The organism is Microbacterium sp. T32 (assembly GCF_001619615.1).
GTDB lineage: Bacteria > Actinomycetota > Actinomycetes > Actinomycetales > Microbacteriaceae > Microbacterium.
Window position 1 is genome coordinate 220,319 of record NZ_LQQP01000016.1, and the last position, 19,518, is coordinate 239,836.

A 19,518-nucleotide genomic window follows, 5' to 3' on the forward strand; every position below is an offset into this window, starting at 1 on the left:
CTCAGTACCAGATGTCGAGGAGCGGCGTCGCCGCGGGGGCGAATGCCGCGTCGATCGCGGCCAGATCGTCGCCCGCACCGCGCACCAGCCCGGCGATGGCGAGTTCGGTCGCCCGGACGCCCCCGAGGAGGAGCGACGACAGCGACCCGACCGGCATCCACACCTCAGGCTCCCCATCGGTGCGCTCGACCGAGGCCTCCCCGTCCGCACCGATGCGGACCCGCCACGCTCCGTCGGCGATGCCCAGCCCGTCCTCGACGCCGATCACCAGATCGAGCGGGCCGGAATAGGCACGGGATGCCAGCGCCCCGGGCACGTCGAGGATACGGAGCCAGTGGTGGTCGGTGAGGGTGGCCGTGACCGCGCGCCGATCGGACACCATCCACTGCACAGGCGGCACCGCGGGCTGGAGCTCCGCGGTCACCTTGCCGACCAGGTCGTGCTCGAGGGCGAAGCGCCAGAGGGCGGCGAGGGCCTCGTCACCGTCGGCGAAGAGCGCGCGGATCTGCAGCTCGTGCTCGGTGTACTGCTCGCGCTCGGCGATCGTGTAGACGAGGACACCCCGCTCGACCCCGGCGGTATCGGTGTAGGCCACGGCCCGGACCTTCTTGGCATCCGGAGCCTCCGGGGTCAGGCCCGCGATCCCGCGCCAGCGCCCGTCCCAGCCGGGCACCGCACCCGGGCGCTGCACGCGGATGCGTTCGTGCACGGCGGCCAGACGCGCGGTCAGACTCTCACGCGGGACGAAATCGAGACGCCCGGGCGCCACCGGACCCGTCCAGCGCACGCGGCGGGTGTCGACGGTCACGTCCGAGGCCCAGGCGGCCGGCGAGAACCCCCACCGCCCGTAGATCGTGGCCTCCGTGACGGTGAGTCCGGCCAGCGCGTATCCGGCGGCCGCGGCCGCCCGCAGTTCGCCGGTGAGCATCGCCGTGGCGATGCCGCGGCGGCGATGCGTGGGCGCGACCGTGACGGCGCTGATCGACCACAGCGGGATCGTCCGGCCGGGCGACACCGTCAGCTCGCTCACCCACGAGTCGACCGTGGCCACGGGAGCGTCCGGCTGGTCGCCCGCACGGTCGTACACACCGATGAGGCGACGGCCGCGCAGGCCCTCTCGGGAGTTCTCGACCTGCTCCTTCGTCGGCTCCTCCCCGAGGAAGCCTCGGGCGACCGAGGAGAGAAACGCGGGAAACCTGTCTCCCTCGATGTCGACGAGGGCGTACTCCAGACCGGTGGCGGCGAGCGCCGCGGTCGATTCGGCGTCGAGAGGGGGCGTCGTGTTCTGCGCGGAGGCCATCACCCCAGCCTACGGATCACCGCCCTCGCGCGGGGAGTTCGCGGGGTCAGTGCGAGGCCTGCAGCGACCGCAGTCGCGCCAGCACCTGATCGCGCAGCTCGTCCGGGGCCGTCTCCTTGCACGCGCGGGCGACGACGTCGGTCAGGGTCCGTGCCACGAGCGCTTCGTTCTGGCATTCGGGGCAGTTCTCGAGGTGCTCGCGGATGTCGTTGTGCTCCGTCTTGCACACCTCGTTGCGGAGGTACTCCTCCAGATCACGCCGTGCCTTGTCGCAGCCGCAGTCGCTCATTTCTTCACTCCCGTCGCGGCCTGGATGCCGCGCTCCTTCGCGTAGTCCGACAGCAGGTCACGCAGCAACCGCCTGCCGCGGTGCAGGCGGCTCATGACCGTGCCGATCGGGGTCTTCATGATGTCGGCGATCTCCTGGTAAGCGAAGCCCTCGACGTCCGCGAGGTACACCGCCAACCGGAAATCTTCGGGGATCGACTGCAGCGCGTCCTTCACGATGGATGCCGGCATGTGGTCGATCGCTTCGGCCTCGGCCGAACGGGCACTCGTGGCCGTCGTCGACTCGGCGCCGCCGAGCTGCCAGTCCTCGAGGTCGTCGATGGCGCTCTGGTACGGCTCGCGCTGCTTCTTGCGGTACGTGTTGATGTACGTGTTCGTCAGGATCCGGTAGAGCCACGCCTTGAGGTTGGTGCCCTGCGTGAAGCTCGACCAGGAGCCGAAGGCCTTCACGAAGGTCTCCTGCACGAGGTCGGCCGCGTCGGCCGGGTTCCGGGTCATGCGCATCGCCGCCGCGTACAGCTGATCCATGAAGGGCAGTGCCTGCTCTTCGAACTGTGCGCGGGGCTCCGCGTCGAGCGGACCCGTGGGTGCCTTGTCGTCCATCGACGGCAAGTCTACGTCGGGCGTGTCTTCGGCCCACCTCAGGGCTGAACCCAGAGCCGGACGTTCGAGAAGTGCGGTCACGTGTCATCCCCTTTCAGTAGGGTAGAAACCGATGAGCGACCACGGGTATTCCCCCCTTTCCCCGACCGCCGCGCCGCGCGGGGAGTGGCGTGCGCCCGTCGCCGACGGCGGGGTGGATGCCACGGTCACGGTGCCGGGGTCGAAGTCGCTGACCAACCGCGAGCTCGTCCTGGCCGCGCTGGCCGACGGTCCGGGCGTGCTGCACGCGCCGCTCCACTCCGACGACTCGGCGCGCATGATCGACGCGCTCCGCACGCTCGGCGTCGAGATCGAGGAGATCGACGAGGGATCCCCGTTCGGCCCCGACCTCCGTGTGACCCCACCGTCGAGCTTTACGGGAGGCACGACCGTCGATTGCGGTCAGGCCGGGACCGTGATGCGTTTCGTCACCCCGGTCGCCGGTCTCGCGCGCGGCGACGTGTACGTCACGGCCCACGAGAGCGCCCTGCACCGCCCGATGGGCGCCATGGTGTCGGCACTGCGCGACGTCGGCGTGGACATCGACGCGGGCGGCGGGTGGACACTCCCCTTCACCGTTCGCGGCCACGGGCACGTACGCGGCGGCGAGGTCGAGATCGACGCGAGCCAGTCGAGCCAGTTCGTCTCGGGGCTCCTCCTCAGCGCTCCCCGCTTCGACGTCGGACTGCACCTGCGCCACGTCGGTTCGCGACTCCCGAGCGTGCCCCACATCGACATGACGGTCGAGGCCCTCGCGCACCGCGGCGTCCACGTCGAACGCCCCGCGGTCGGCGAGTGGATCGTGCCGGCCGGCCCGATCCGCGCGAAGGACGTCGCCATCGAGCCCGACCTGTCCAACGCCGCCCCGTTCCTGGCCGCGGCGATGGTGACCGGCGGATCGGTGTCCGTCACCGGCTGGCCCGCGCACAGCACGCAGCCCGGTGCGCTGCTCCCCGAGATCCTCGGCGAGATGGGTGCGCGCGTGAGCCGCCGCGGCGGCACGCTCACCGTCACCGCCGGCGACGCCATCGTGGGCGCCGAGCTCGACCTCTCGGCGGCCGGTGAACTGGCCCCGACGATCTTCGGCCTGGCCGCCTTCGCCGACGGCCCGACGACGCTGCACGGCATCGGCCACATCCGCGGGCACGAGACCGACCGCATCGCCGCTCTCGTCGGAAACCTCCGCGGGATCGGCGGCGAGGCGCACGAGCTCGAGGACGGCATCCGGATCGTCCCCGCGCCGCTGCGCGGCGGCGAGTGGAAGGCCCACCACGACCACCGCATGGCCACGACCGGGGCCCTCATCGGTCTGCGCGTCCCCGGCATCGTCATCGACGACATCGGCACGACCGCGAAGACCCTGCCGCAGTTCGCGGCCCTCTGGCAGACGATGCTGGGCACGGATGCCTCGGACTGACGCGTGAGCTGGCTCGACGACGCAGCCGATGACGACGACGACCTCGAATTCGACGAGTCGTCGGTCCGGGTCCGCCCGAACCCGAAGGCGAACCGCCCGCGCACCAAGCGCCGCCCGGCCCATGCCGACGCGCAGATCGCCCGGGTGCTGGGCGTCGACCGCGGCCGGTACACGGTCCTCGTCGACGAGGACGGCCCCGACGAGCGACGTGTCCTCGCGACCCGCGCGCGGGAGCTCCGCAAGCAGCCGATCGTCAACGGCGACCGTGCGCGTGTCGTGGGCGATCTCTCCGGCGCCGAGGGCACGCTCGGCCGCATCGTCGGCATCGAGGAGCGGACGTCGCTCCTTCGGCGCAGCGCCGACGACACCGACCAGGTCGAGCGCGTCATCGTCGCCAACGCCGACCAGATGCTCATCGTCGTGGCCGCGGCCGACCCGGAACCGCGCGAACGCCTCGTCGACCGCTATCTCGTCGCGGCGCTGGATGCCGGCATCCGTCCGATGCTCGTCGTGACCAAGACCGATCTGTCGGATCCGAGCGAGTTCCTCTCGCACTTCGAGGGCGTCGACCTCCGCGTGTTCACGAGCGGGCGGGAGGACATGCCGCTCGAGCGGATCGGCGAAGCCCTCGCGGGCCACTCGACCGTCTTCGTCGGCCATTCCGGCGTCGGCAAGTCGACGCTCGTGAACGCCCTGACGGGATCCGAGCGCGCCACCGGCCACGTCAACGAGGTCACCGGCCGCGGTCGTCACACCTCGTCGTCGGCGGTCTCGCTGCGCTACCGCGGTCCGGCCGGGTCCGGGTGGGTCATCGACACCCCCGGCGTCCGCTCCTTCGGTCTCGGGCACGTCGACCCCGCGAACGTCCTCGCCGCGTTCACCGACCTCGCCGAGGTCGCGGAGGAGTGCCCGCGCGGCTGCACCCACCTCCCGGACGCCCCGGATTGCGCGATCGTCGAGGCCGTGGCATCCGGTCGCCTCGGCCCGGGGGCGGCGGCCCGCCTCGATTCGCTGCAACGACTTCTTACGACGTTCCGATCCATCGAGCGTTCTAGGCTGGAGGGGTGACGACTCTCGAAGCCGGCCAGGCCGCTCCCGATTTCACCCTGCTCGACCAGGACGAGCACCCCGTCTCGCTCAGCGACTTCCGCGGTCGCCGCGTGATCGTGTACTTCTACCCCGCGGCGCAGACGCCCGGGTGCACGACGCAGGCGTGCGACTTCCGCGACAGCCTCTCCTCGCTCCAGGGCGCCGGATACACCGTCCTCGGCGTTTCACGCGACACCCCGGAGAAGCTGCGCGCGTTCCGCGACAGCGACGGCCTGACGTTCCCGCTGCTGAGCGACCCCGACCACGCCGTCCACGAGGCCTACGGCGCGTGGGGTGAGAAGCAGAACTACGGCAAGACGATCACCGGCGTGCTGCGCTCGACCTTCGTGATCGACGAAGACGGCCGCATCGTCGAGGCGCAGTACAACGTCAAGGCCACCGGCCACGTCGCACGCCTGCGCAAGACGCTCGGCCTCGCCACCGCCTGACCCCGGGCGCGGCGTTCGGCCGCACCGGGGTCGGTCCCGAACGGACACAACGCAGGAGATCTGCGCACATCAACAGGCGCATCCGCGCTGACGCGGCGGACGGCGGGCGGTAATCCTTCGTCGTGTCCGCTCCGGGCGTCGCTCAACCCGCGAGCGCGGGGCGGGGCGCCGCGGGTCAGGCGTCGTCGCGGCGCCGCGGGGACGCGGCACGCACGGCGAGGATCAGCAGCGCGAGGCCGACGAGCGCGGGCACCGCGATGAGCAGGGCCACGCCGGGCGCGGCCCACTCCCCCGTCAGCGCGCCGATCGCGACCGACAGGATCAGCAGCTGCGTCACGATGCCGCCCGACCGGCCGGTCGAGACGTCCCGCGCGGTCGCGACGGCGAAGGCGCCGATCGCCGCGGCGCCGATGACGGTGAGCACGATGAGTGCGAGCGAGCTGACCACCGAGTCGGTGTCGCCCCCGATGAGGGCCACGACCTGCCACCCGGCGAGCGCCAGCACGCCAATCGCTTCGAGCCCGAGGACGAGCGCGGCCAGAAGACGAACCGGCATGACCCGCGATCCTTCCCGACGAGTGTTTCCCCAGCGTTGCAACCTGGAAACCTGCCGGTTACCTCTTGATCGGCCGGAAGTGCTGTGGGAGCATGGAAAAAGCCGTGTGCTCCCACAGCGACGTGGGGCGAGCAATCGCTCGCGTATCCCACCAGGGTACCGGACCCGAACCCCGGTGCCCGCCATCCGAAATTTTTCCGCAACAAGGAGCACCCCTATGGATTGGCGCGACAAAGCAGCCTGCCTGACCGTCGACCCCGAACTGTTCTTCCCCGTCGGCAACACCGGCCCCGCGGTCGACCAGATCGAGAAGGCCAAGTCGGTCTGCGCGCGCTGCACCGTCACAGAGGTCTGCCTGCAGTACGCCCTCGAGTCCGGCCAGGACTCGGGCGTGTGGGGCGGCCTCTCCGAGGACGAGCGCCGCGCGCTCAAGCGCCGCGCCGCGCGCGCCCGCCGCGCCTCCTGACGCCACGTCGCCGAGAAGCCCGCCCCTCCCGGGGCGGGCTTCTTCGATTTCCGGGCCCGCTCGCGCTCGCTCCGCAATCCGCGCTCGCTCCGCAATCCGCGCCGGGTCAGCGATCCGCGCCGGGTCAGCGCGAAACTACCGCGAGCGGCTGAGGTTGCGCGGATCACGGAGGTTGCGCCGGGCGCGGCTCCGGGCGCCGGGCGGCGCAACCTCAGTGATCCGCCCTGAATCAGCCCGCGCGTGCGGAAGGCTACGGAGGTAGCGCGGATCGCGGAGGTTGCGCCGGGTCAGGTGTTGGCGCGGTCGATGTACCGCAGGGGGATCTCGATGGTCACCTCGGTGCCGTTCCCCATGAGCGTGTGCCAGTCGATGGTGCCGCCGAGCTCGCCCTGGATCAGGGTGCGCACGATCTGCGTGCCGAGGCCTCGGCCCACCTGTCCCTCGGGCAGCCCCACGCCCGTGTCGCGCACGCGCACCTCGAGCATCTCGTCGCCGCGCTCGGCGGAGATCTCGACGTCGCCCTCCTGACCCGCGAGGCCGTGCTCGACGGCGTTGGTCACGAGCTCGGTGAGCGCCAGCGCGAGGGGCGTCGCGTACTCGCTCGGGAGCGTGCCGAACCGCCCCGTGCTGCGCGTCCGCGCGCGGGTGTTGGGCGCGGCCGCGACTTCCGCGACGAGCTTGAGCACGCGGGCGAACACGTCGTCGAAGTCGACGTTCTGCGCGAGGCCCTCCGACAGGGTGTCGTGGACCACCGCGATCGCCGACACGCGCCGCATGGCCTGGGTCAAGGCATCCCGCGCTTCGTCCGAGTGCGTCCGTCGCGCCTGGATGCGGAGGAGGGATGCCACGGTCTGGAGGTTGTTCTTGACGCGGTGGTGGATCTCGCGGATCGTCGCGTCCTTGGTGATGAGCTCCTGCTCCTGGTGCCGGATCTCGGTCACGTCGCGGCTCAGCACGATCGCGCCGATGCGCGTGCCGCGGTCGCGGAGCGGGATCGTGCGCAGCGACACCTGCACGCCGCGCGCCTCGATGTCGGCGCGCCATGGGGCCCGACCGGTGACGACGATCGGCAGGGACTCGTCGACGTCCTGGCGCTTCGCCGGGAGGATACGCTCGGTGACCTCGGCGAGGGACTCGCCCTCGAGCTCGTCGTCGAAGCCCATGCGGTTGAACGCCGAGAGCGCGTTGGGGCTGGCGAACGTCGTGATGCCGTCGACGTCGAGGCGGATGAGGCCGTCCGACGCGCGGGGGGCACCGCGACGGGGTGAGGTCGGTGCCTTGAGGTCGGGGAACTCACCCGAGGCGATCATGCCGAACAGGTCGTCCGCGCAGTCGTTGAAGGTGATCTGCTGCCGTGAGGGAGTGCGGGTCTCACCGAGGTTGGTGTGGCGGGTCAGAACACCCACGGTCGTGACGGGGTGCCCCTCGCGCGAGAGTTCGCGGACGATGGGCACCGCGCGCACGCGCGTCGGCGTCTCCTCGAACCAGTCCGGGGATGCCGAGTCGACGATGCGTCCGCTCTGGAACGCCTCGCGCACCTGGGTGCGCCACTGCGGACGCACGCGATCACCGACGATGTCGCGGTAGAACAGGGTCGCCGCTCCCCCGGGTCGGGTGTGCGCCACGGCGACGAACGAGTCGTCGGGCGTGGGCACCCAGATCACGATGTCGGCGAACGCGAGGTCGGCGAGAAGCTGGCCGTCACCGGCGAGTCGGTGCAGCCACTCGACGTCGGCTTCGCTGGAGCGGCCCTGGGCGTAGACGAGTTCGCTGAGTGTCGACACCCTCTCACCCTAAGCCGCGCGGGGCGTCGCGCCGGGCCGGTTGGCGTGGCGGGTGAAGTACGAGGGTGAAATGGTCGCCCCGGCAACTCGGGGGACATAATGATCGCGTGCCCGAGGCGCCGTCACCCCCTGACCGGTTCGCGTCCCCGGAATCCGTCGCCCGGATGCTGGGGATAGAGGTACCGGGCGTGCTATCGCTGGTGGGTGAGGGACGCATCCGGGGGGTGCGCGTCGGGCCGGGGCAGGAGTGGCGCATCGAGCTCGACAGCGTCGAGGATTATCTCGATGACCAGGCGGAAAACGTCCGCCGCACCGCACTCTGGGAGCAGTCGCAGGCCGCCAGCTTCCCGGAGTTGTGGGGTCACGGCGACGTGCGGCACCCCGACTGACCACCGCCCGCGTTTCACCCGCGACTCGCGTGATCTGCGAGCTTCCGCACGGTTGGTTTCACCGGCCGCCTCCGTCCTACCGTCGTGCCACTGTCCCCGGCACCACGAGACACGGAAGTTTCCCCCCGCTATGCCTGCTCCCCTCCCCCGTGGTTCGACGTCCCGAACCGCCGTTCGATCCGACGCCTTCTTCGCGCCCCAGCGCACCTCGTCGGACGAGCTCCCCTCCGCAGAAGTCTTCATCCGCAACGTCGTGCGCGGGGTGCTCGAGGTCTTCGCCGGGGTTCGCGAGGCCGAGCAGCTCGCGCGATGGACCACCGAGGACGTCTATCGGGCGATCGTCGTCCGCGCCGGTCTGGCCGCGCGGGCACGGAGCGCGCGACGCATGGCGGCACCGCGGGACGTGCACGAGATCCGCTCGGTGCACCTCTTCTCGCCCGTGGACGGCGTCTTCGAGGCCACGGTGATCGCCTCGGCGCGCACGAGAACACGGGCGATCGCCCTCCGCATCGAGGGGCTCGACGGTCGCTGGCGCGTCACCGCCCTCGCGCTGCTCTGAGAGCGCTCAGGGCCGCCAGGACGCGAGGAAGTTGCCCAGACGCTCGATGGCATCCGAGATCACGCGAGCCTCCGGGAGCGTCACGATGCGCACGTGGTCGGTCGCGGGCCAGTTGAAGCCCGAGCCCTGCACGAGCAGCACGTGCTCGGCGACGAGGAAGTCACGCACGAACGCCGCGTCGTCGGGGATCTCGTACACCTCGGGGTCGAATCGGGGGAACGCATACAGCGCACCCCGCGGCAGCACGCACGACACCCCGGGAATCGCCTCGAGGCCCTTCCACGCGGCATCCCGCTGCTCGTGCAGCCGCCCGGACGGCGCGATGAGTCCGTTGATGGACTGCACCCCCGACAGCGCCGCCTGCACCGCGAACTGCGCCGGCACGTTGGGGCACAGACGCGTGGATGCCAGGAGGTTGATGCCCTGCAGGAACCCCTCGGCGTGGTCCTGCGGCCCGGTGATGACGAGCCACCCCGACCGGTACCCCGCGACGCGGTACGTCTTCGACAGGCCGTTGAAGGTCAGGCAGAGCAGATCCGGGGCCACGGTCGCCATCGGGATGTGCACGGCGTCGTCGAACAGGATGCGGTCGTAGATCTCGTCCGACAGCAGCAGCAACGAGTGCTCGCGGGCGATGTCGGCGATGCCCTCGAGGATCTCGCGCGAGTAGACCGCACCCGTCGGGTTGTTCGGGTTGATCACGACGATGGCCTTGGTGCGCGGAGTGACCTTGGACCGGATGTCCTCCAGGTCGGGCTGCCACTCGCGCGACTCGTCGCACAGGTAGTGCACGGGCGTACCGCCGCCGAGGCTCGTCATCGCCGTCCACAGCGGGTAGTCGGGCGCCGGGATCAGCACCTCGTCGCCCTCGTCGAGAAGGGCCTGCATCGTCATCGTGATCAGTTCGGACACGCCGTTGCCGAGGTACACGTGGTCGGGGTCGACGTGCGGGAAGCCGGGCTCCTGCTCGTACCGCGACACGATCGCGCGACGGGCGGACAGGATGCCACGGCTGTCGCTGTAGCCGTGGGCGTGCGGCACCGACGCGATCATGTCGCGCACGATCTGGTGCGGAGCCTCGAAGCCGAAGATGGCCGGGTTGCCGGTGTTGAGCTTGAGGATCGAGTGCCCCTCGGCCTCGAGTCGATCGGCCTCGACGAGGGCCTCCCCGCGGATCTCGTAGAGGACATCCTTCAGCTTCGACGACTGATCGAGGGGGCGCAGCGGGCTCATCAGGTCAGGATATCCCCGCGCGGATCCGGCCAATCGACCACGCGTGGCCTCCCCGGACGCACGGATGCCGTGCCCCCGCGAGGCGGCGGGGGCACGGCATCCAGGAGACGGGTTACTTCTTCTTGCCTGCGGCGCGACGATCCGCGCGGTTGTTCGCGGCGGGCTCGGGAGCGTCCGTGCGCTGGCCGAACGCGCCACGGGCGCCGGTCGGCGCGGCCGGGGCCGCGGGCGCCTGCGCCTGGCCCGCCTGGCGCAGACGGTTGGTCGCCGCCTGCTGCACCTGACCGCGGTCGTTGCGGACCTCGACCTCGCCGGCGTCGTTCGCGGCGGAGTACTCCAGGCGCTGACCCTCGACGGCGGCCGGGGCGAGCCCCTTGGCCTCGACCTGGGCCCCCTCGACGCCGTCGCCCTTCCGGACCTCGACTTCGAGGTTGTAGAGGAAGCCGGCCGACTCCTCCTTGATCTGCCCCATCATCGACTGGAACATCTGGTAGCCCTCGCGCTGGTACTCGATGAGCGGGTCGCGCTGGGCCATGGCACGCAGGCCGATGCCGTCCTTGAGGTAGTCCATCTCGTAGAGGTGCTCGCGCCAGCGGCGGTCGAGCACCTGCAGCACCACGCGGCGCTCGAGCTCTCGGAGCGCCGGGGCACCGAGCGCCTCCTCGCGGGCCTCGTAGGCGATGCGGGCGTCGGAGATGATCTCGCGCTTCAGCCCCTCGGGGGTGATGCGGCCCTTGTTGCCGCCCGCCTCGGCCACGACCTCGTCGATCGTGACGCTCACCGGGTACAGGGTCTTCAGCTCGGTCCACAGCGCGTCGAAGTCCCACGACTCGGTGTGACCGCTGCTGGTGTGGTCGTCGATGATCGCGGTGATGGCATCCTCGATGAAATGCTGCACGCGGTCGGCGATATCGTCGCCCTGCAGCATGTGGCGGCGGTCGGCGTAGATCGCCTCGCGCTGGCGGTTGAGGACGTCGTCGTACTTGAGGACGTTCTTGCGCATCTCGGCGTTGCGCGCCTCGACCTGTGACTGGGCGCTCTTGATCGCGCGCGAGACGAGACCGGACTCGATCGCGACGTCGTCGGGGAAGTTCGTGCGGGACAGGATCGCCTCCGCGGCTCCGGACTGGAACAGACGCATGAGGTCGTCGGTGAGCGACAGGTAGAACCGGCTCTCACCCGGGTCGCCCTGACGGCCCGAACGACCGCGCAGCTGATTGTCGATGCGACGCGACTCGTGGCGCTCGGTACCGAGCACGTACAGGCCGCCGGCCTCGGTGACCTTGGCGGCCTCCTCGGCGACCGTGTCGCGGACCGCCTGGTAGACAGAGTCCCACTCCGCCTCGTAGGCGTCCGGCGTCTCGACCGGGTCGAGACCCTTCGCCTTCATCTCCGACACCGCGAGGAACTCGGCGTTGCCGCCGAGCATGATGTCGGTGCCGCGGCCGGCCATGTTCGTGGCGACCGTGACGGCGCCGAGGCGACCCGCGCGGGCGACGATCTCGGCCTCGCGCGCGTGGTTCTTGGCGTTCAGGACCTCGTGGCGGATGCCCTTCTTCGACAGCAGCCGTGAGAGGTACTCGCTCTTCTCGACGCTCGTCGTGCCGACGAGGACCGGCTGGCCCTTCTCGTGACGCTCGGCGATGTCCTCCACGACCTGCGCGAACTTCGCCGTCTCGTTCTTGTAGACGAGGTCGGGCTGGTCCTTGCGGATCATCGGCTTGTTCGTCGGGATGGGGACCACGCCGAGCTTGTAGGTCGACATGAACTCCGCCGCCTCGGTCTCGGCCGTACCGGTCATGCCGGAGAGCTTCTCGTAGAGGCGGAAGTAGTTCTGCAGCGTGACCGTGGCGAGGGTCTGGTTCTCGGCCTTGACCGGGACGCCCTCCTTCGCCTCGATCGCCTGGTGGATGCCTTCGTTGTACCGGCGTCCGACGAGGATGCGGCCTGTGTGCTCGTCGACGATCATGACCTCGTCGTTCATGACGACGTAGTCGGTGTCGCGCTTGAAGAGCGCTATCGCCTTGATGGAGTTGTTGAGGAACGAGATGAGCGGCGTGTTGGCCGACTCGTACAGGTTGTCGATGCCGAGGTAGTCCTCGACCTTCTCGATACCGGGCTCGAGCACGCCGATCGTGCGCTTCTTCTCGTCGACCTCGTAGTCGACGCCGGCCTCGAGCGTGCGCGCGAGATTCGCGAACTCGGTGAACCAGCGGTTGGCCTCCCCCGACGCGGGGCCGGAGATGATGAGCGGCGTACGCGCCTCGTCGATGAGGATCGAGTCGACCTCGTCGACGATGGCGAAGAAGTGACCGCGCTGCACGAGGTCTTCCTTGCGCCAGGCCATGTTGTCGCGCAGGTAGTCGAAACCGAATTCGTTGTTCGTGCCGTAGCTGATGTCGGCCTCGTACTGCTCGCGGCGCACGTCGGGCGTCTGCCCCGAGACCACGGTGCCCGTGGTCATGCCGAGCGCGCGATACACGCGGCCCATGAGCTCGGACTGGTAGCTCGCGAGGAAGTCGTTGACCGTGATGACGTGGACGCCCTTGCCCGCGATCGCGTTGAGATAGGCGGGCAGGGCCGCGGTCAGGGTCTTGCCCTCACCGGTCTTCATCTCGGCGATGTTGCCGAGATGAAGGGCCGCGCCGCCCATGATCTGCACGTCGTACGGACGCTGGCCGAGCGTACGCTTGGCCGCCTCGCGAACGGCGGCGAAGGCCTCCGGCATCAGCTGATCGAGCGTCTCGCCGGCCTCGTACCGGGCGCGCAGCTCGACGGTCTCGTTGCGCAGCTCTTCGTCGGTGAGCTGCTCGTAGTCCTCCTCGAGGGCACCGGTCGCCTTCACGACGCCCTGCAGTCGGCGGAGGATGCGCCCCTCTCCGGCGCGCAGCAGTTTCTCGAGCGGATTGGCCACGAAGCATCTCCATCTATCGGGTGCGGCGCCCTCGTGGACGCCGGCCTGCGCACAGGCATACACGGTCATGTTATCCGTGTTATCGGTTCGTGACCTGCGAGCCTGCTGGCTTTCGTTCTCGCTCCTCGCGCCCGTAGCGAACACCCGGCCCGCTCCGAAGTGCCCGGCCTAGGATCGAGCCATGGCCGGTTTCTGGGGTAAGAGGAAGCGCGAAGAGCAGGATGCCGCGGATGCCGATCTCGCGCGTCGCGCGGAGCTCGCCATCGTCGCCGCGGACGAACGCGTCCGCCTGACCTCCGACGAACTCGACTTCGCGCGCGCCGAGCTGGGCGACAAGGCCACGGAGGACCTCGCCGCAGCCCTGGACTCGGTGAAGGTGCACCTGGCCGAGGCGTTCCAGCTCCACCAGCTGAACCACGACGAGATCCCCGACACCAAGGACGAGCTGCGCACGCGCAACGCGCGCATCATCCAGCTCTCCCAGTGGGCGGAGGATCTCCTCGAGGAGCGCACGCTCGTGCTGCAGCCGAAGATCGACGCGGTGCGTCGCGCTCCCGAGACGCTCGCTCGGGTGCGCGCCGACCGCGATCGTCTCGCCGAACGGGTGCCGCACGCGCGCGAGATCGTCGACCGACTCGCGCAGCGTTACAGCCCCTCCGCGCTCCAGCAGGTCGCCGGAAACCCCGACGAGGTCCAGCAGCTGCTCGACTTCGCCGTCCACACCGCCGGAGTGTCCGAGCGCCGCCGCGAAGCCGGTCAGCGCGAGCAGGCGTCCGTGGCGCTCGAAGCGGCGACCGAGGCGGTCCGTCGGGCGGAATCGCTCCTGGATGCCGTGGACACCTTCGAGATCGAGGCCCTCCGTGCCGAATCCACTCTGGCGGCGGTGATCGACGATTCACGCGGCGACCTGGTCGAAGCGCGGCGCGGCCCGCAGACGCCGGCGGTGCTCCAGGCGATGGCGAGCCTCGAACGCGAACTCCACGCGCTCCCCGCCTCGGGCGCCCGCACGGACCCGTTCAGCGCCCTCTCGTCCCTCCGTCAGGCCAACGCCGACCTCGACCTCGCCCGGGAGCGCGCGGCCCGGCCGGTGCCCTCGCAGGAGCAGGTCGAGCACGCGATCGACGACGCGGACCGTCAGCTCGCGGTGGCCCGCGGCCTCATCACCGGCCACCGCGGCTGGATCGGCGCCGACGCGCGCACGCGCTTCGTCGAGGCCGAGCGCCTGCGCGCGGGACTCCCCCTCGGTCCGATCCCGGAGGAGCAGCGCGAGGTCGTGCTGGCCACCGCGCGGCGCGCCGGGGGCCTGGCATCCGAGTCCCTGCAGCTGGCGCAGCGCGACATCGAGCAGTCCCGCCCCGACGACTGGGGCGGCAACGGCTATGGCCAGGGCGGCTATGGGCGCGGCGGCGGCATGGGTGGCGGGAACATGGTCGGGGGCATGCTCGGCGGCCTCGTGATCGGCTCGCTGCTCGGCGACATCTTCGACGGCTGAGCGCGTCACCGACAGCACACGAGGCCCCGTCCGGATGGACGGGGCCCCGTGTTCTCGTTCATGGCTCAGGACGCGACCGCGACCTCCGGCGGGGCCTGCGTGCCCAGCGCGATGACACCGTAGTCCCAGCCCTTACGGCGATAGACGACGCTCGGGTGGTCGGAGCGCGCGTCGATGAACAGGAAGAAGTCGTGGCCGACCAGCTCCATGCGGTCGACGGCGTCCTCGACCGTCATCCACTCGGCGTCGAACTCCTTCTGTCGGATGACGACGGGGCAGTACTCCTCTTCTTCGGCGGCCTCCGCCTGCACGGGAATGGATCCCGTCGCGACGGCGCGCAGCACGTCGACGGACGCGGGCTCGAGGTCGATGCCGGCCAGTTCACCGGTGCCCTTCTCGAACTTGGCACCACGCGGGTGGTTTCGGGCGTCCACACGCTTCTGCTTCGCGCGGCGTATCTGCTCCGAGATCTTGTCGACGGCCAGGTCCAGAGCGGCGAACTTATCGGTATCCGTCGCTTCCGCCCGGACCACGGGACCCTTCCCGTGGAGGGTGAGCTCGACGGTGTCGTCCTCCATCCGGCCGTTGCGATAGGAGCGATGCGTCACCTTGACCTCGAGCGCGTTCGCGCGGGGCGCGAGGTGCTCGATCCGGCTGACCTTCTCTTCGACCACCGAGCGGAATCGGTCGGTGATACCGACCCCCACGCCGACGATGCTGGTGTCCATCCGTGACCTCCTTGTTCCGGGTTCCGCCCGGTCTAAGGGCGGAACAGCCGTCGCCTTCAGTCATCCCCACGGTAGTCGCGTCGACACCTCCCTGTCACGTCTCAATCACCTCCGATTCACGTGTGGATCCGCTGCGTCGCGGCGTGCGCGCGAGAGCGACGGCGGTCACCTCGCTCGCTCCCGCGGCACGGAGCGCCGAGACGGCGGCGCCGAGCGTCGCGCCGGTGGTGAGCACGTCGTCCACGACCACGATGGGACCCGGGGGCAGCGCGCGCACCGCGAAGGCACCGGCCACGTTCGCCTGACGGGCGGCCCGCCCGAGACCACGCTGATCCGCCGCCGTGCGGGTGAGTCGGAGCAGCGGGACGTCGTGCGCGCCCGCGCGTCGGACGAGCAGATCCACGGGCCGGTAGCCCCGCCGACGGTCCCCCGCGCGGGAGGGCGGCACCGTCGTCACCGTCGCGCCGGACGGTGCCGCGCGCACGGCCTCGGCTAGCGCGGGCGCGAGGGCACGGCCCAGCCCCGTGCGTCCGTCGGCCTTCAGCGCGCGGATCATCCGGGCCACGACACCGTCGAACTCGAGGGCGGTGACGACCTCCGTGCCGGGGAGGAGAACGTCACGCCGTACCCTCGGCGCCAGGCCGGCGCGGCATCGCTCGCACACGTCGACATCCAGCTCGCCGCAGCCCGCGCACGCGACGGGGAGCCAGAACGCCGACGCCTCGATCGCCGCGGCGCGGACGCCGGTCGCGAGAGCGGGAAGGAGAGAGGAGGGCATGGCGACAGGATGCCGCGCGAGCGCCCGGCCGCGATGGGGGACGGATGCCATCCGTGGACGGATCCCCGAATCCGCCACCTGGGGAGGAGGGGTCAGGACGTGGTGCCCTGCTGAACCGCGAGGACCCGGATGTCGCTCGCGACGAGCGTCCAGGAGCTGCCGCGACGGCTGAACAGGCGTCCTGTGGCATCCAGGATCCGAACGCTTGCGCTGCCACCCGCGATCGCCTTCGCGTCCTCGGGCACCGGACCGACCGTGCCGCGGCCGCCGACGTTCAGTTCGTCCAGATGCCCGGTCCCGTCCACCGTGGTCAGCACCCCGACGGTCGCGTCGTCCAGCCAGGCGAGGTCGAAGGCGCCCGGCTCCGAGAACGACAGCACGTGGGGCGCGCCGAGGCTCACTCCGGTACCTTCGCGAACGATCCCGGCGAGCCACACCTCGCGCACCCCCGCCACCGTGACGACGGCGGCGACACGCGTGCCGTCGCGCGAGATCTGGAATGCGACGACCTCGGAGGCATCCGGCCACGCATTCCCGATCTCGCGCGGCACGCCCTGGGGCGAGAAGGCCCGCAGCTGCGAGGGGGCGGAGCGCGGGACGCTCCAGATCTCTCCGTTCGAATCGATCGAGGGCGCCAGGAGCCCGGGCCGGTCGTCGAGCAGGAACGTCCCGCCATCGGCGAGCGCGCTCGCGACGGTGCCCTGCTGCGTGAGGACGGCCGCGAGGCTGCGGTCGGCCTCGAGCTCGATGCTCGCGGGCGCGAGGGACTCCACGGCTCCCGAGAGTACGGGGATCGCCTCGACGGCGTCGCCGCCCAACACCCCGAACTTCCCGTCGGAGTTCAGGACGGCCGGTGACGGGTCGACGCGGGTGACCTTGACGGGGAGCTCGGTCGCGGCGATCGGGGTCCCGTCGACCGTCATCTGGACGTCGCTGATTCCCGCGGTAGCGAGGCTGCGCGCCAACTGCGTCTGCATCCGGTCGAGCGTCGTCCGGTCCAGCCCGAGGGCCGCCTGCGGCAGCTGGACCTGGGCGACTCCACTGGTGGACAGGGTCACCGAACGCCCCACGAGCGAGAGCCCGTCGGGGAACGCGTTCTTGACCGCGCCGTCGAGCCACGCGCTGGGCTTCCCGTCCACGAGCGCGGTCGTCACGCGGCTCGCGACCAGGGGCCGCGGGAACCAGCGGACGTCGGGGACGATGTAGCTCCAGGAGGGGTCGAAATACGCCACGGATGCCGCCTGGTAGACGGTGGGGAACACCTCCTCGTACAGCACGACACCGTCCGGCGCGGACGTGATGCGCCACTGGTCGTTGACACGGGCGAGGGTGAACGGGAGGGCCTCGGTGGCCCCGCCGACCGACGGGGAGTAGGCGCCGTTGGCATCCACTCCGGCGATCGTGGACAGCGCCACCGTGACCGAGGTGCCGTCGGCCCCCGCGGTGGCCCGGCGGTCCGCGAGGCGGTCGATCGTGACGCGCGCCCGCGGGTCCCAGGACGTTCCGGGGGCCAGGAACATCTTCGCCGTCGCCCAGTCGTCGGCCGGACCCGACCCGGCGCGAAGGAACCCCTCGACGATTTCGGCCGGGGATGCACCGTCCTGCGGACCATCGGGGACGAAGGCGAACGCCTGCGAGTCGTCGGCCTGCGGGCCGCGACCGGGATTGACGTAGCCCGTCGTGGGCAGGCCGGTGCACGCGGAGAGCACCAGCACGAGAAGCAGGCTCAGGCCCGCGAACGCGCGCTTCACGAGGACGCCCTCCCCTGCCGACCGAGCGAGATGGGCTGTGTCAGACCGAGCGCCTCGAGGGCCCCACCCTGTTCGTCGTCGGGCACGAGCGGCAGCGGCGACCCGCCGAGCGGGCGTCCGTCGCGCGGCAGGGTGAGCAGGAAGTTGGAGCCGTGGCCGAGTTCGGACCATACCGACAGCGAGCCGCCGTGCAGGCGCGCATCGCCGAGCGCGATCGAGAGCCCGAGCCCGGTCCCGCCGATCGTCCGCACACGCGACGGATCCGCGCGCCAGAACCGGTCGAACACGCGCTCCACGTCCTCCGGCCGCATGCCCAGACCGAAGTCGCGGACGCTGAGGGCAACGGCATCGCGGTCGCTGTCGACGGTCACCACGATCGGGCGTCCCTCTCCGTGCTCGATGGCGTTGCCGAGCAGGTTGCGGACGATCCGCCGCACGCGTCGCCCGTCCATGTCGATGGGGGTGTACCCGCCCGGGGCGACCAGACGGACGTCGCTGCCGTGCTGGTGCGCGAGCTGCTCCATCGAGGCGATGACGTCCTCGGCGAGGTGGGCCATGCTCGTCGGCTCCCACTCGAGCTGCACCGATCCGGCGTCGTACCGGCTGATCTCCAGCAGGTCGGTCAGGAGGAGCTCGAACCGCTGCACCTGGGCGTGGAGCAGCTCCGCGGCGCGCGCGGTGGTCGGATCGAACTCCGACCGCTGGTCGTTGATCATGTCGGCGGCGAGGCGGATCGTCGTCAACGGCGTGCGGAGCTCGTGCGAGACGTCGGAGACGAATCTCTGCTGCACGAGGGAGAGGTCGGCGAGTTCCTTGATCTGCGCCTCGATACTGTCGGCCATCGCGTTGAACGACCGGTTGAGCGTGGCCAGTTCGTCCTCGCCGCGCACGGGAAGCCGGACTCCCAGATCGCCCGCCGCGAGCTTCGCGCTGGTCTCCGCGGCATCCGCGATCGGGGTGGTCACCGAGCGCAGCACGACCCAGGCGATCGCACCGATGAGCACCACGAGCACGAGGCCGACCACCCACAGCAGCACCTGCACGAACGCGAGGGTCTGAGCGGCGCTGGTGAGGTCGTACCCCATGTAGAGCTCGTAGTAGTCGACACCGTCCTGCGCCGGGAACCGGAGCTGATGACCGACCAGGATGCCGGGCACCTCGCGGCCCGTGTCGGACGGCAGCGCCACGGACTGCCACCACTGCAGATCCGGGTTGGACTGCACCTGCGTCCGCAGCGCGTCCGTGACGATCCGCGAGTCGAACGACGGCGAGATGAAGGGCTGCGGCGCGAGCGGCGACGGCGGGCCGATGCGGTAGAGCGCGATGAGGTCGCTCGAGGACTGCTGCGACAAGCGCGTGGCGATCCCGTTCATCAGGGTCTGCGCCGCGGCCGGGTCGGTGGAGTCCACCGCCGCGTCGAGCGTCGCCTGCGCGGCGGCGGTGGCGCGCTGCGCCTCCAGGAGCACCTGATCCTTGCGCGCGGTGAACAGCTCGTTCTGGATGACGAGCGCCATCGCCACGCACGTGACGAGGATGGTCGCGGCGGTGAGCGAGACGGCGATCACGATGGTGCGGAACCGCAGCGAACGCCGCCACAGGGTCGCCACCCGGTCGCGCACGCGGCGCCAGTCGGTCCGCCGCCCGACCCGGGAGACGGGGAGCGTGCGCACCGCGCCGGTCATG

18 protein-coding genes are annotated in these 19,518 nt (G+C 70.7%); 7 read left to right on the top strand and 11 right to left on the bottom strand.

Features of this window, described 5'->3' with window-relative positions:
• Window position 1 precedes the first annotated feature (1 nt).
• Genes AVW09_RS10980 through AVW09_RS10990 form a run of 3 tightly spaced genes read right to left on the bottom strand, consistent with a single transcriptional unit; the run spans window position 2 to window position 2,272 of the window.
• Window positions 2-1,300: a GNAT family N-acetyltransferase gene (locus AVW09_RS10980; protein ID WP_063258105.1), complete on the bottom strand. Its 1,299-nt coding sequence runs from the start codon at window positions 1,298-1,300 to the stop codon at window positions 2-4.
• A 46-nt stretch (window positions 1,301-1,346) separates the two neighbouring features.
• On the bottom strand, window positions 1,347-1,589 hold the full coding sequence (locus tag AVW09_RS10985) for a zf-HC2 domain-containing protein (protein ID WP_063258106.1): 243 nt from the start codon (window positions 1,587-1,589) through the stop codon (window positions 1,347-1,349).
• Window positions 1,586-2,272, bottom strand: a complete 687-nt coding sequence (locus AVW09_RS10990) for a sigma-70 family RNA polymerase sigma factor (protein ID WP_442922745.1) — start codon at window positions 2,270-2,272, stop codon at window positions 1,586-1,588. The genes AVW09_RS10985 and AVW09_RS10990 overlap by 4 nt, the downstream gene beginning before the upstream one ends.
• A 31-nt stretch (window positions 2,273-2,303) precedes the next feature.
• Here AVW09_RS10990 and aroA point away from each other — a divergent pair, with 31 nt between their 5' ends.
• From aroA to bcp, 3 genes are read left to right on the top strand one after another with little or no spacing between them, the layout of a single operon-like run.
• Complete coding sequence (aroA, locus tag AVW09_RS10995) at window positions 2,304-3,647, top strand: 3-phosphoshikimate 1-carboxyvinyltransferase (RefSeq protein WP_063258108.1); 1,344 nt, start codon at window positions 2,304-2,306, stop codon at window positions 3,645-3,647.
• A 3-nt stretch (window positions 3,648-3,650) separates the two neighbouring features.
• On the top strand, window positions 3,651-4,715 hold the full coding sequence (gene rsgA / locus AVW09_RS11000; protein WP_063258109.1) for a ribosome small subunit-dependent GTPase A: 1,065 nt from the start codon (window positions 3,651-3,653) through the stop codon (window positions 4,713-4,715).
• Window positions 4,712-5,185, top strand: coding sequence for a thioredoxin-dependent thiol peroxidase (gene bcp, locus AVW09_RS11005; RefSeq protein ID WP_063258110.1), 474 nt, complete (start codon window positions 4,712-4,714; stop codon window positions 5,183-5,185). The genes rsgA and bcp overlap by 4 nt, the downstream gene beginning before the upstream one ends.
• A gap of 175 nt (window positions 5,186-5,360) precedes the next feature.
• On the opposite strand, the gene AVW09_RS11010 is transcribed toward bcp, so the two are convergent.
• Window positions 5,361-5,741 carry a hypothetical protein gene (locus AVW09_RS11010; RefSeq protein ID WP_063258111.1) on the bottom strand — a complete coding sequence of 127 codons (381 nt, stop codon included), beginning with the start codon at window positions 5,739-5,741 and terminating at the stop codon, window positions 5,361-5,363.
• A 217-nt stretch (window positions 5,742-5,958) separates the two neighbouring features.
• Here AVW09_RS11010 and AVW09_RS11015 point away from each other — a divergent pair, with 217 nt between their 5' ends.
• The gene (locus AVW09_RS11015) at window positions 5,959-6,207 is read left to right on the top strand and encodes a WhiB family transcriptional regulator (RefSeq protein WP_013583608.1); all 249 of its coding nucleotides are present in this window, start codon (window positions 5,959-5,961) and stop codon (window positions 6,205-6,207) included.
• Window positions 6,208-6,494: 287 nt separating this feature from the next.
• Here the strand turns inward: AVW09_RS11015 and AVW09_RS11020 are convergent, their stop codons facing one another.
• Window positions 6,495-7,991, bottom strand: a complete 1,497-nt coding sequence (locus tag AVW09_RS11020) for a sensor histidine kinase (RefSeq protein ID WP_063258112.1) — start codon at window positions 7,989-7,991, stop codon at window positions 6,495-6,497.
• A 107-nt stretch (window positions 7,992-8,098) separates the two neighbouring features.
• On the opposite strand from AVW09_RS11020, the gene AVW09_RS11025 reads away from it, so the two are divergent.
• Window positions 8,099-8,380 carry a helix-turn-helix domain-containing protein gene (locus AVW09_RS11025; protein WP_231901819.1) on the top strand — a complete coding sequence of 94 codons (282 nt, stop codon included), beginning with the start codon at window positions 8,099-8,101 and terminating at the stop codon, window positions 8,378-8,380.
• Between the two features lie 130 nt (window positions 8,381-8,510).
• Window positions 8,511-8,939, top strand: a complete 429-nt coding sequence (locus AVW09_RS11030) for an Rv3235 family protein (protein ID WP_063258114.1) — start codon at window positions 8,511-8,513, stop codon at window positions 8,937-8,939.
• 6 nt (window positions 8,940-8,945) lie between these two features.
• Here AVW09_RS11030 and AVW09_RS11035 read toward each other — a convergent pair whose 3' ends face one another.
• Together AVW09_RS11035 and secA are read right to left on the bottom strand one after the other, a co-directional pair.
• Window positions 8,946-10,172 carry a pyridoxal phosphate-dependent aminotransferase gene (locus AVW09_RS11035; protein WP_063258115.1) on the bottom strand — a complete coding sequence of 409 codons (1,227 nt, stop codon included), beginning with the start codon at window positions 10,170-10,172 and terminating at the stop codon, window positions 8,946-8,948.
• 112 nt (window positions 10,173-10,284) lie between these two features.
• On the bottom strand, window positions 10,285-13,086 hold the full coding sequence (gene secA / locus AVW09_RS11040) for a preprotein translocase subunit SecA (RefSeq protein WP_063258116.1): 2,802 nt from the start codon (window positions 13,084-13,086) through the stop codon (window positions 10,285-10,287).
• Between the two features lie 181 nt (window positions 13,087-13,267).
• On the opposite strand from secA, the gene AVW09_RS11045 reads away from it, so the two are divergent.
• Window positions 13,268-14,578, top strand: a complete 1,311-nt coding sequence (locus AVW09_RS11045) for a hypothetical protein (protein WP_063258117.1) — start codon at window positions 13,268-13,270, stop codon at window positions 14,576-14,578.
• Window positions 14,579-14,643: 65 nt separating this feature from the next.
• Here AVW09_RS11045 and hpf read toward each other — a convergent pair whose 3' ends face one another.
• The 4 genes from hpf to mtrB form a co-directional block, all read right to left on the bottom strand.
• A complete protein-coding gene (hpf, locus tag AVW09_RS11050) occupies window positions 14,644-15,306 on the bottom strand; it encodes a ribosome hibernation-promoting factor, HPF/YfiA family (protein ID WP_063258118.1) in 663 nt (220 codons plus the stop codon).
• Window positions 15,307-15,400: 94 nt separating this feature from the next.
• Window positions 15,401-16,084: a ComF family protein gene (locus AVW09_RS11055; protein WP_063258145.1), complete on the bottom strand. Its 684-nt coding sequence runs from the start codon at window positions 16,082-16,084 to the stop codon at window positions 15,401-15,403.
• 92 nt (window positions 16,085-16,176) lie between these two features.
• Complete coding sequence (locus tag AVW09_RS11060; protein WP_063258119.1) at window positions 16,177-17,835, bottom strand: LpqB family beta-propeller domain-containing protein; 1,659 nt, start codon at window positions 17,833-17,835, stop codon at window positions 16,177-16,179.
• Window positions 17,832-19,517 carry an MtrAB system histidine kinase MtrB gene (mtrB, locus tag AVW09_RS11065; protein WP_022878915.1) on the bottom strand — a complete coding sequence of 562 codons (1,686 nt, stop codon included), beginning with the start codon at window positions 19,515-19,517 and terminating at the stop codon, window positions 17,832-17,834. The genes AVW09_RS11060 and mtrB overlap by 4 nt, the downstream gene beginning before the upstream one ends.
• Between the last annotated feature and the right edge of the window lies 1 nt (window position 19,518).

Bases quoted from the DNA above. Each gene is read 5' to 3' on its own strand.
- AVW09_RS10980 (WP_063258105.1), bottom strand. From the start codon at position 1,300: ATGGCCTCCGCGCAGAACACGACGCCCCCTCTCGACGCCGAATCGACC.
- AVW09_RS10985 (WP_063258106.1), bottom strand. From the start codon at position 1,589: ATGAGCGACTGCGGCTGCGACAAGGCACGGCGTGATCTGGAGGAGTAC.
- aroA (WP_063258108.1), top strand. From the start codon at position 2,304: ATGAGCGACCACGGGTATTCCCCCCTTTCCCCGACCGCCGCGCCGCGC.
- AVW09_RS11010 (WP_063258111.1), bottom strand. From the start codon at position 5,741: ATGCCGGTTCGTCTTCTGGCCGCGCTCGTCCTCGGGCTCGAAGCGATT.
- AVW09_RS11015 (WP_013583608.1), top strand. From the start codon at position 5,959: ATGGATTGGCGCGACAAAGCAGCCTGCCTGACCGTCGACCCCGAACTG.
- AVW09_RS11030 (WP_063258114.1), top strand. From the start codon at position 8,511: ATGCCTGCTCCCCTCCCCCGTGGTTCGACGTCCCGAACCGCCGTTCGA.
- AVW09_RS11035 (WP_063258115.1), bottom strand. From the start codon at position 10,172: ATGAGCCCGCTGCGCCCCCTCGATCAGTCGTCGAAGCTGAAGGATGTC.
- AVW09_RS11045 (WP_063258117.1), top strand. From the start codon at position 13,268: ATGGCCGGTTTCTGGGGTAAGAGGAAGCGCGAAGAGCAGGATGCCGCG.
- hpf (WP_063258118.1), bottom strand. From the start codon at position 15,306: ATGGACACCAGCATCGTCGGCGTGGGGGTCGGTATCACCGACCGATTC.
- AVW09_RS11055 (WP_063258145.1), bottom strand. From the start codon at position 16,084: ATGCCCTCCTCTCTCCTTCCCGCTCTCGCGACCGGCGTCCGCGCCGCG.
- mtrB (WP_022878915.1), bottom strand. From the start codon at position 19,517: ATGACCGGCGCGGTGCGCACGCTCCCCGTCTCCCGGGTCGGGCGGCGG.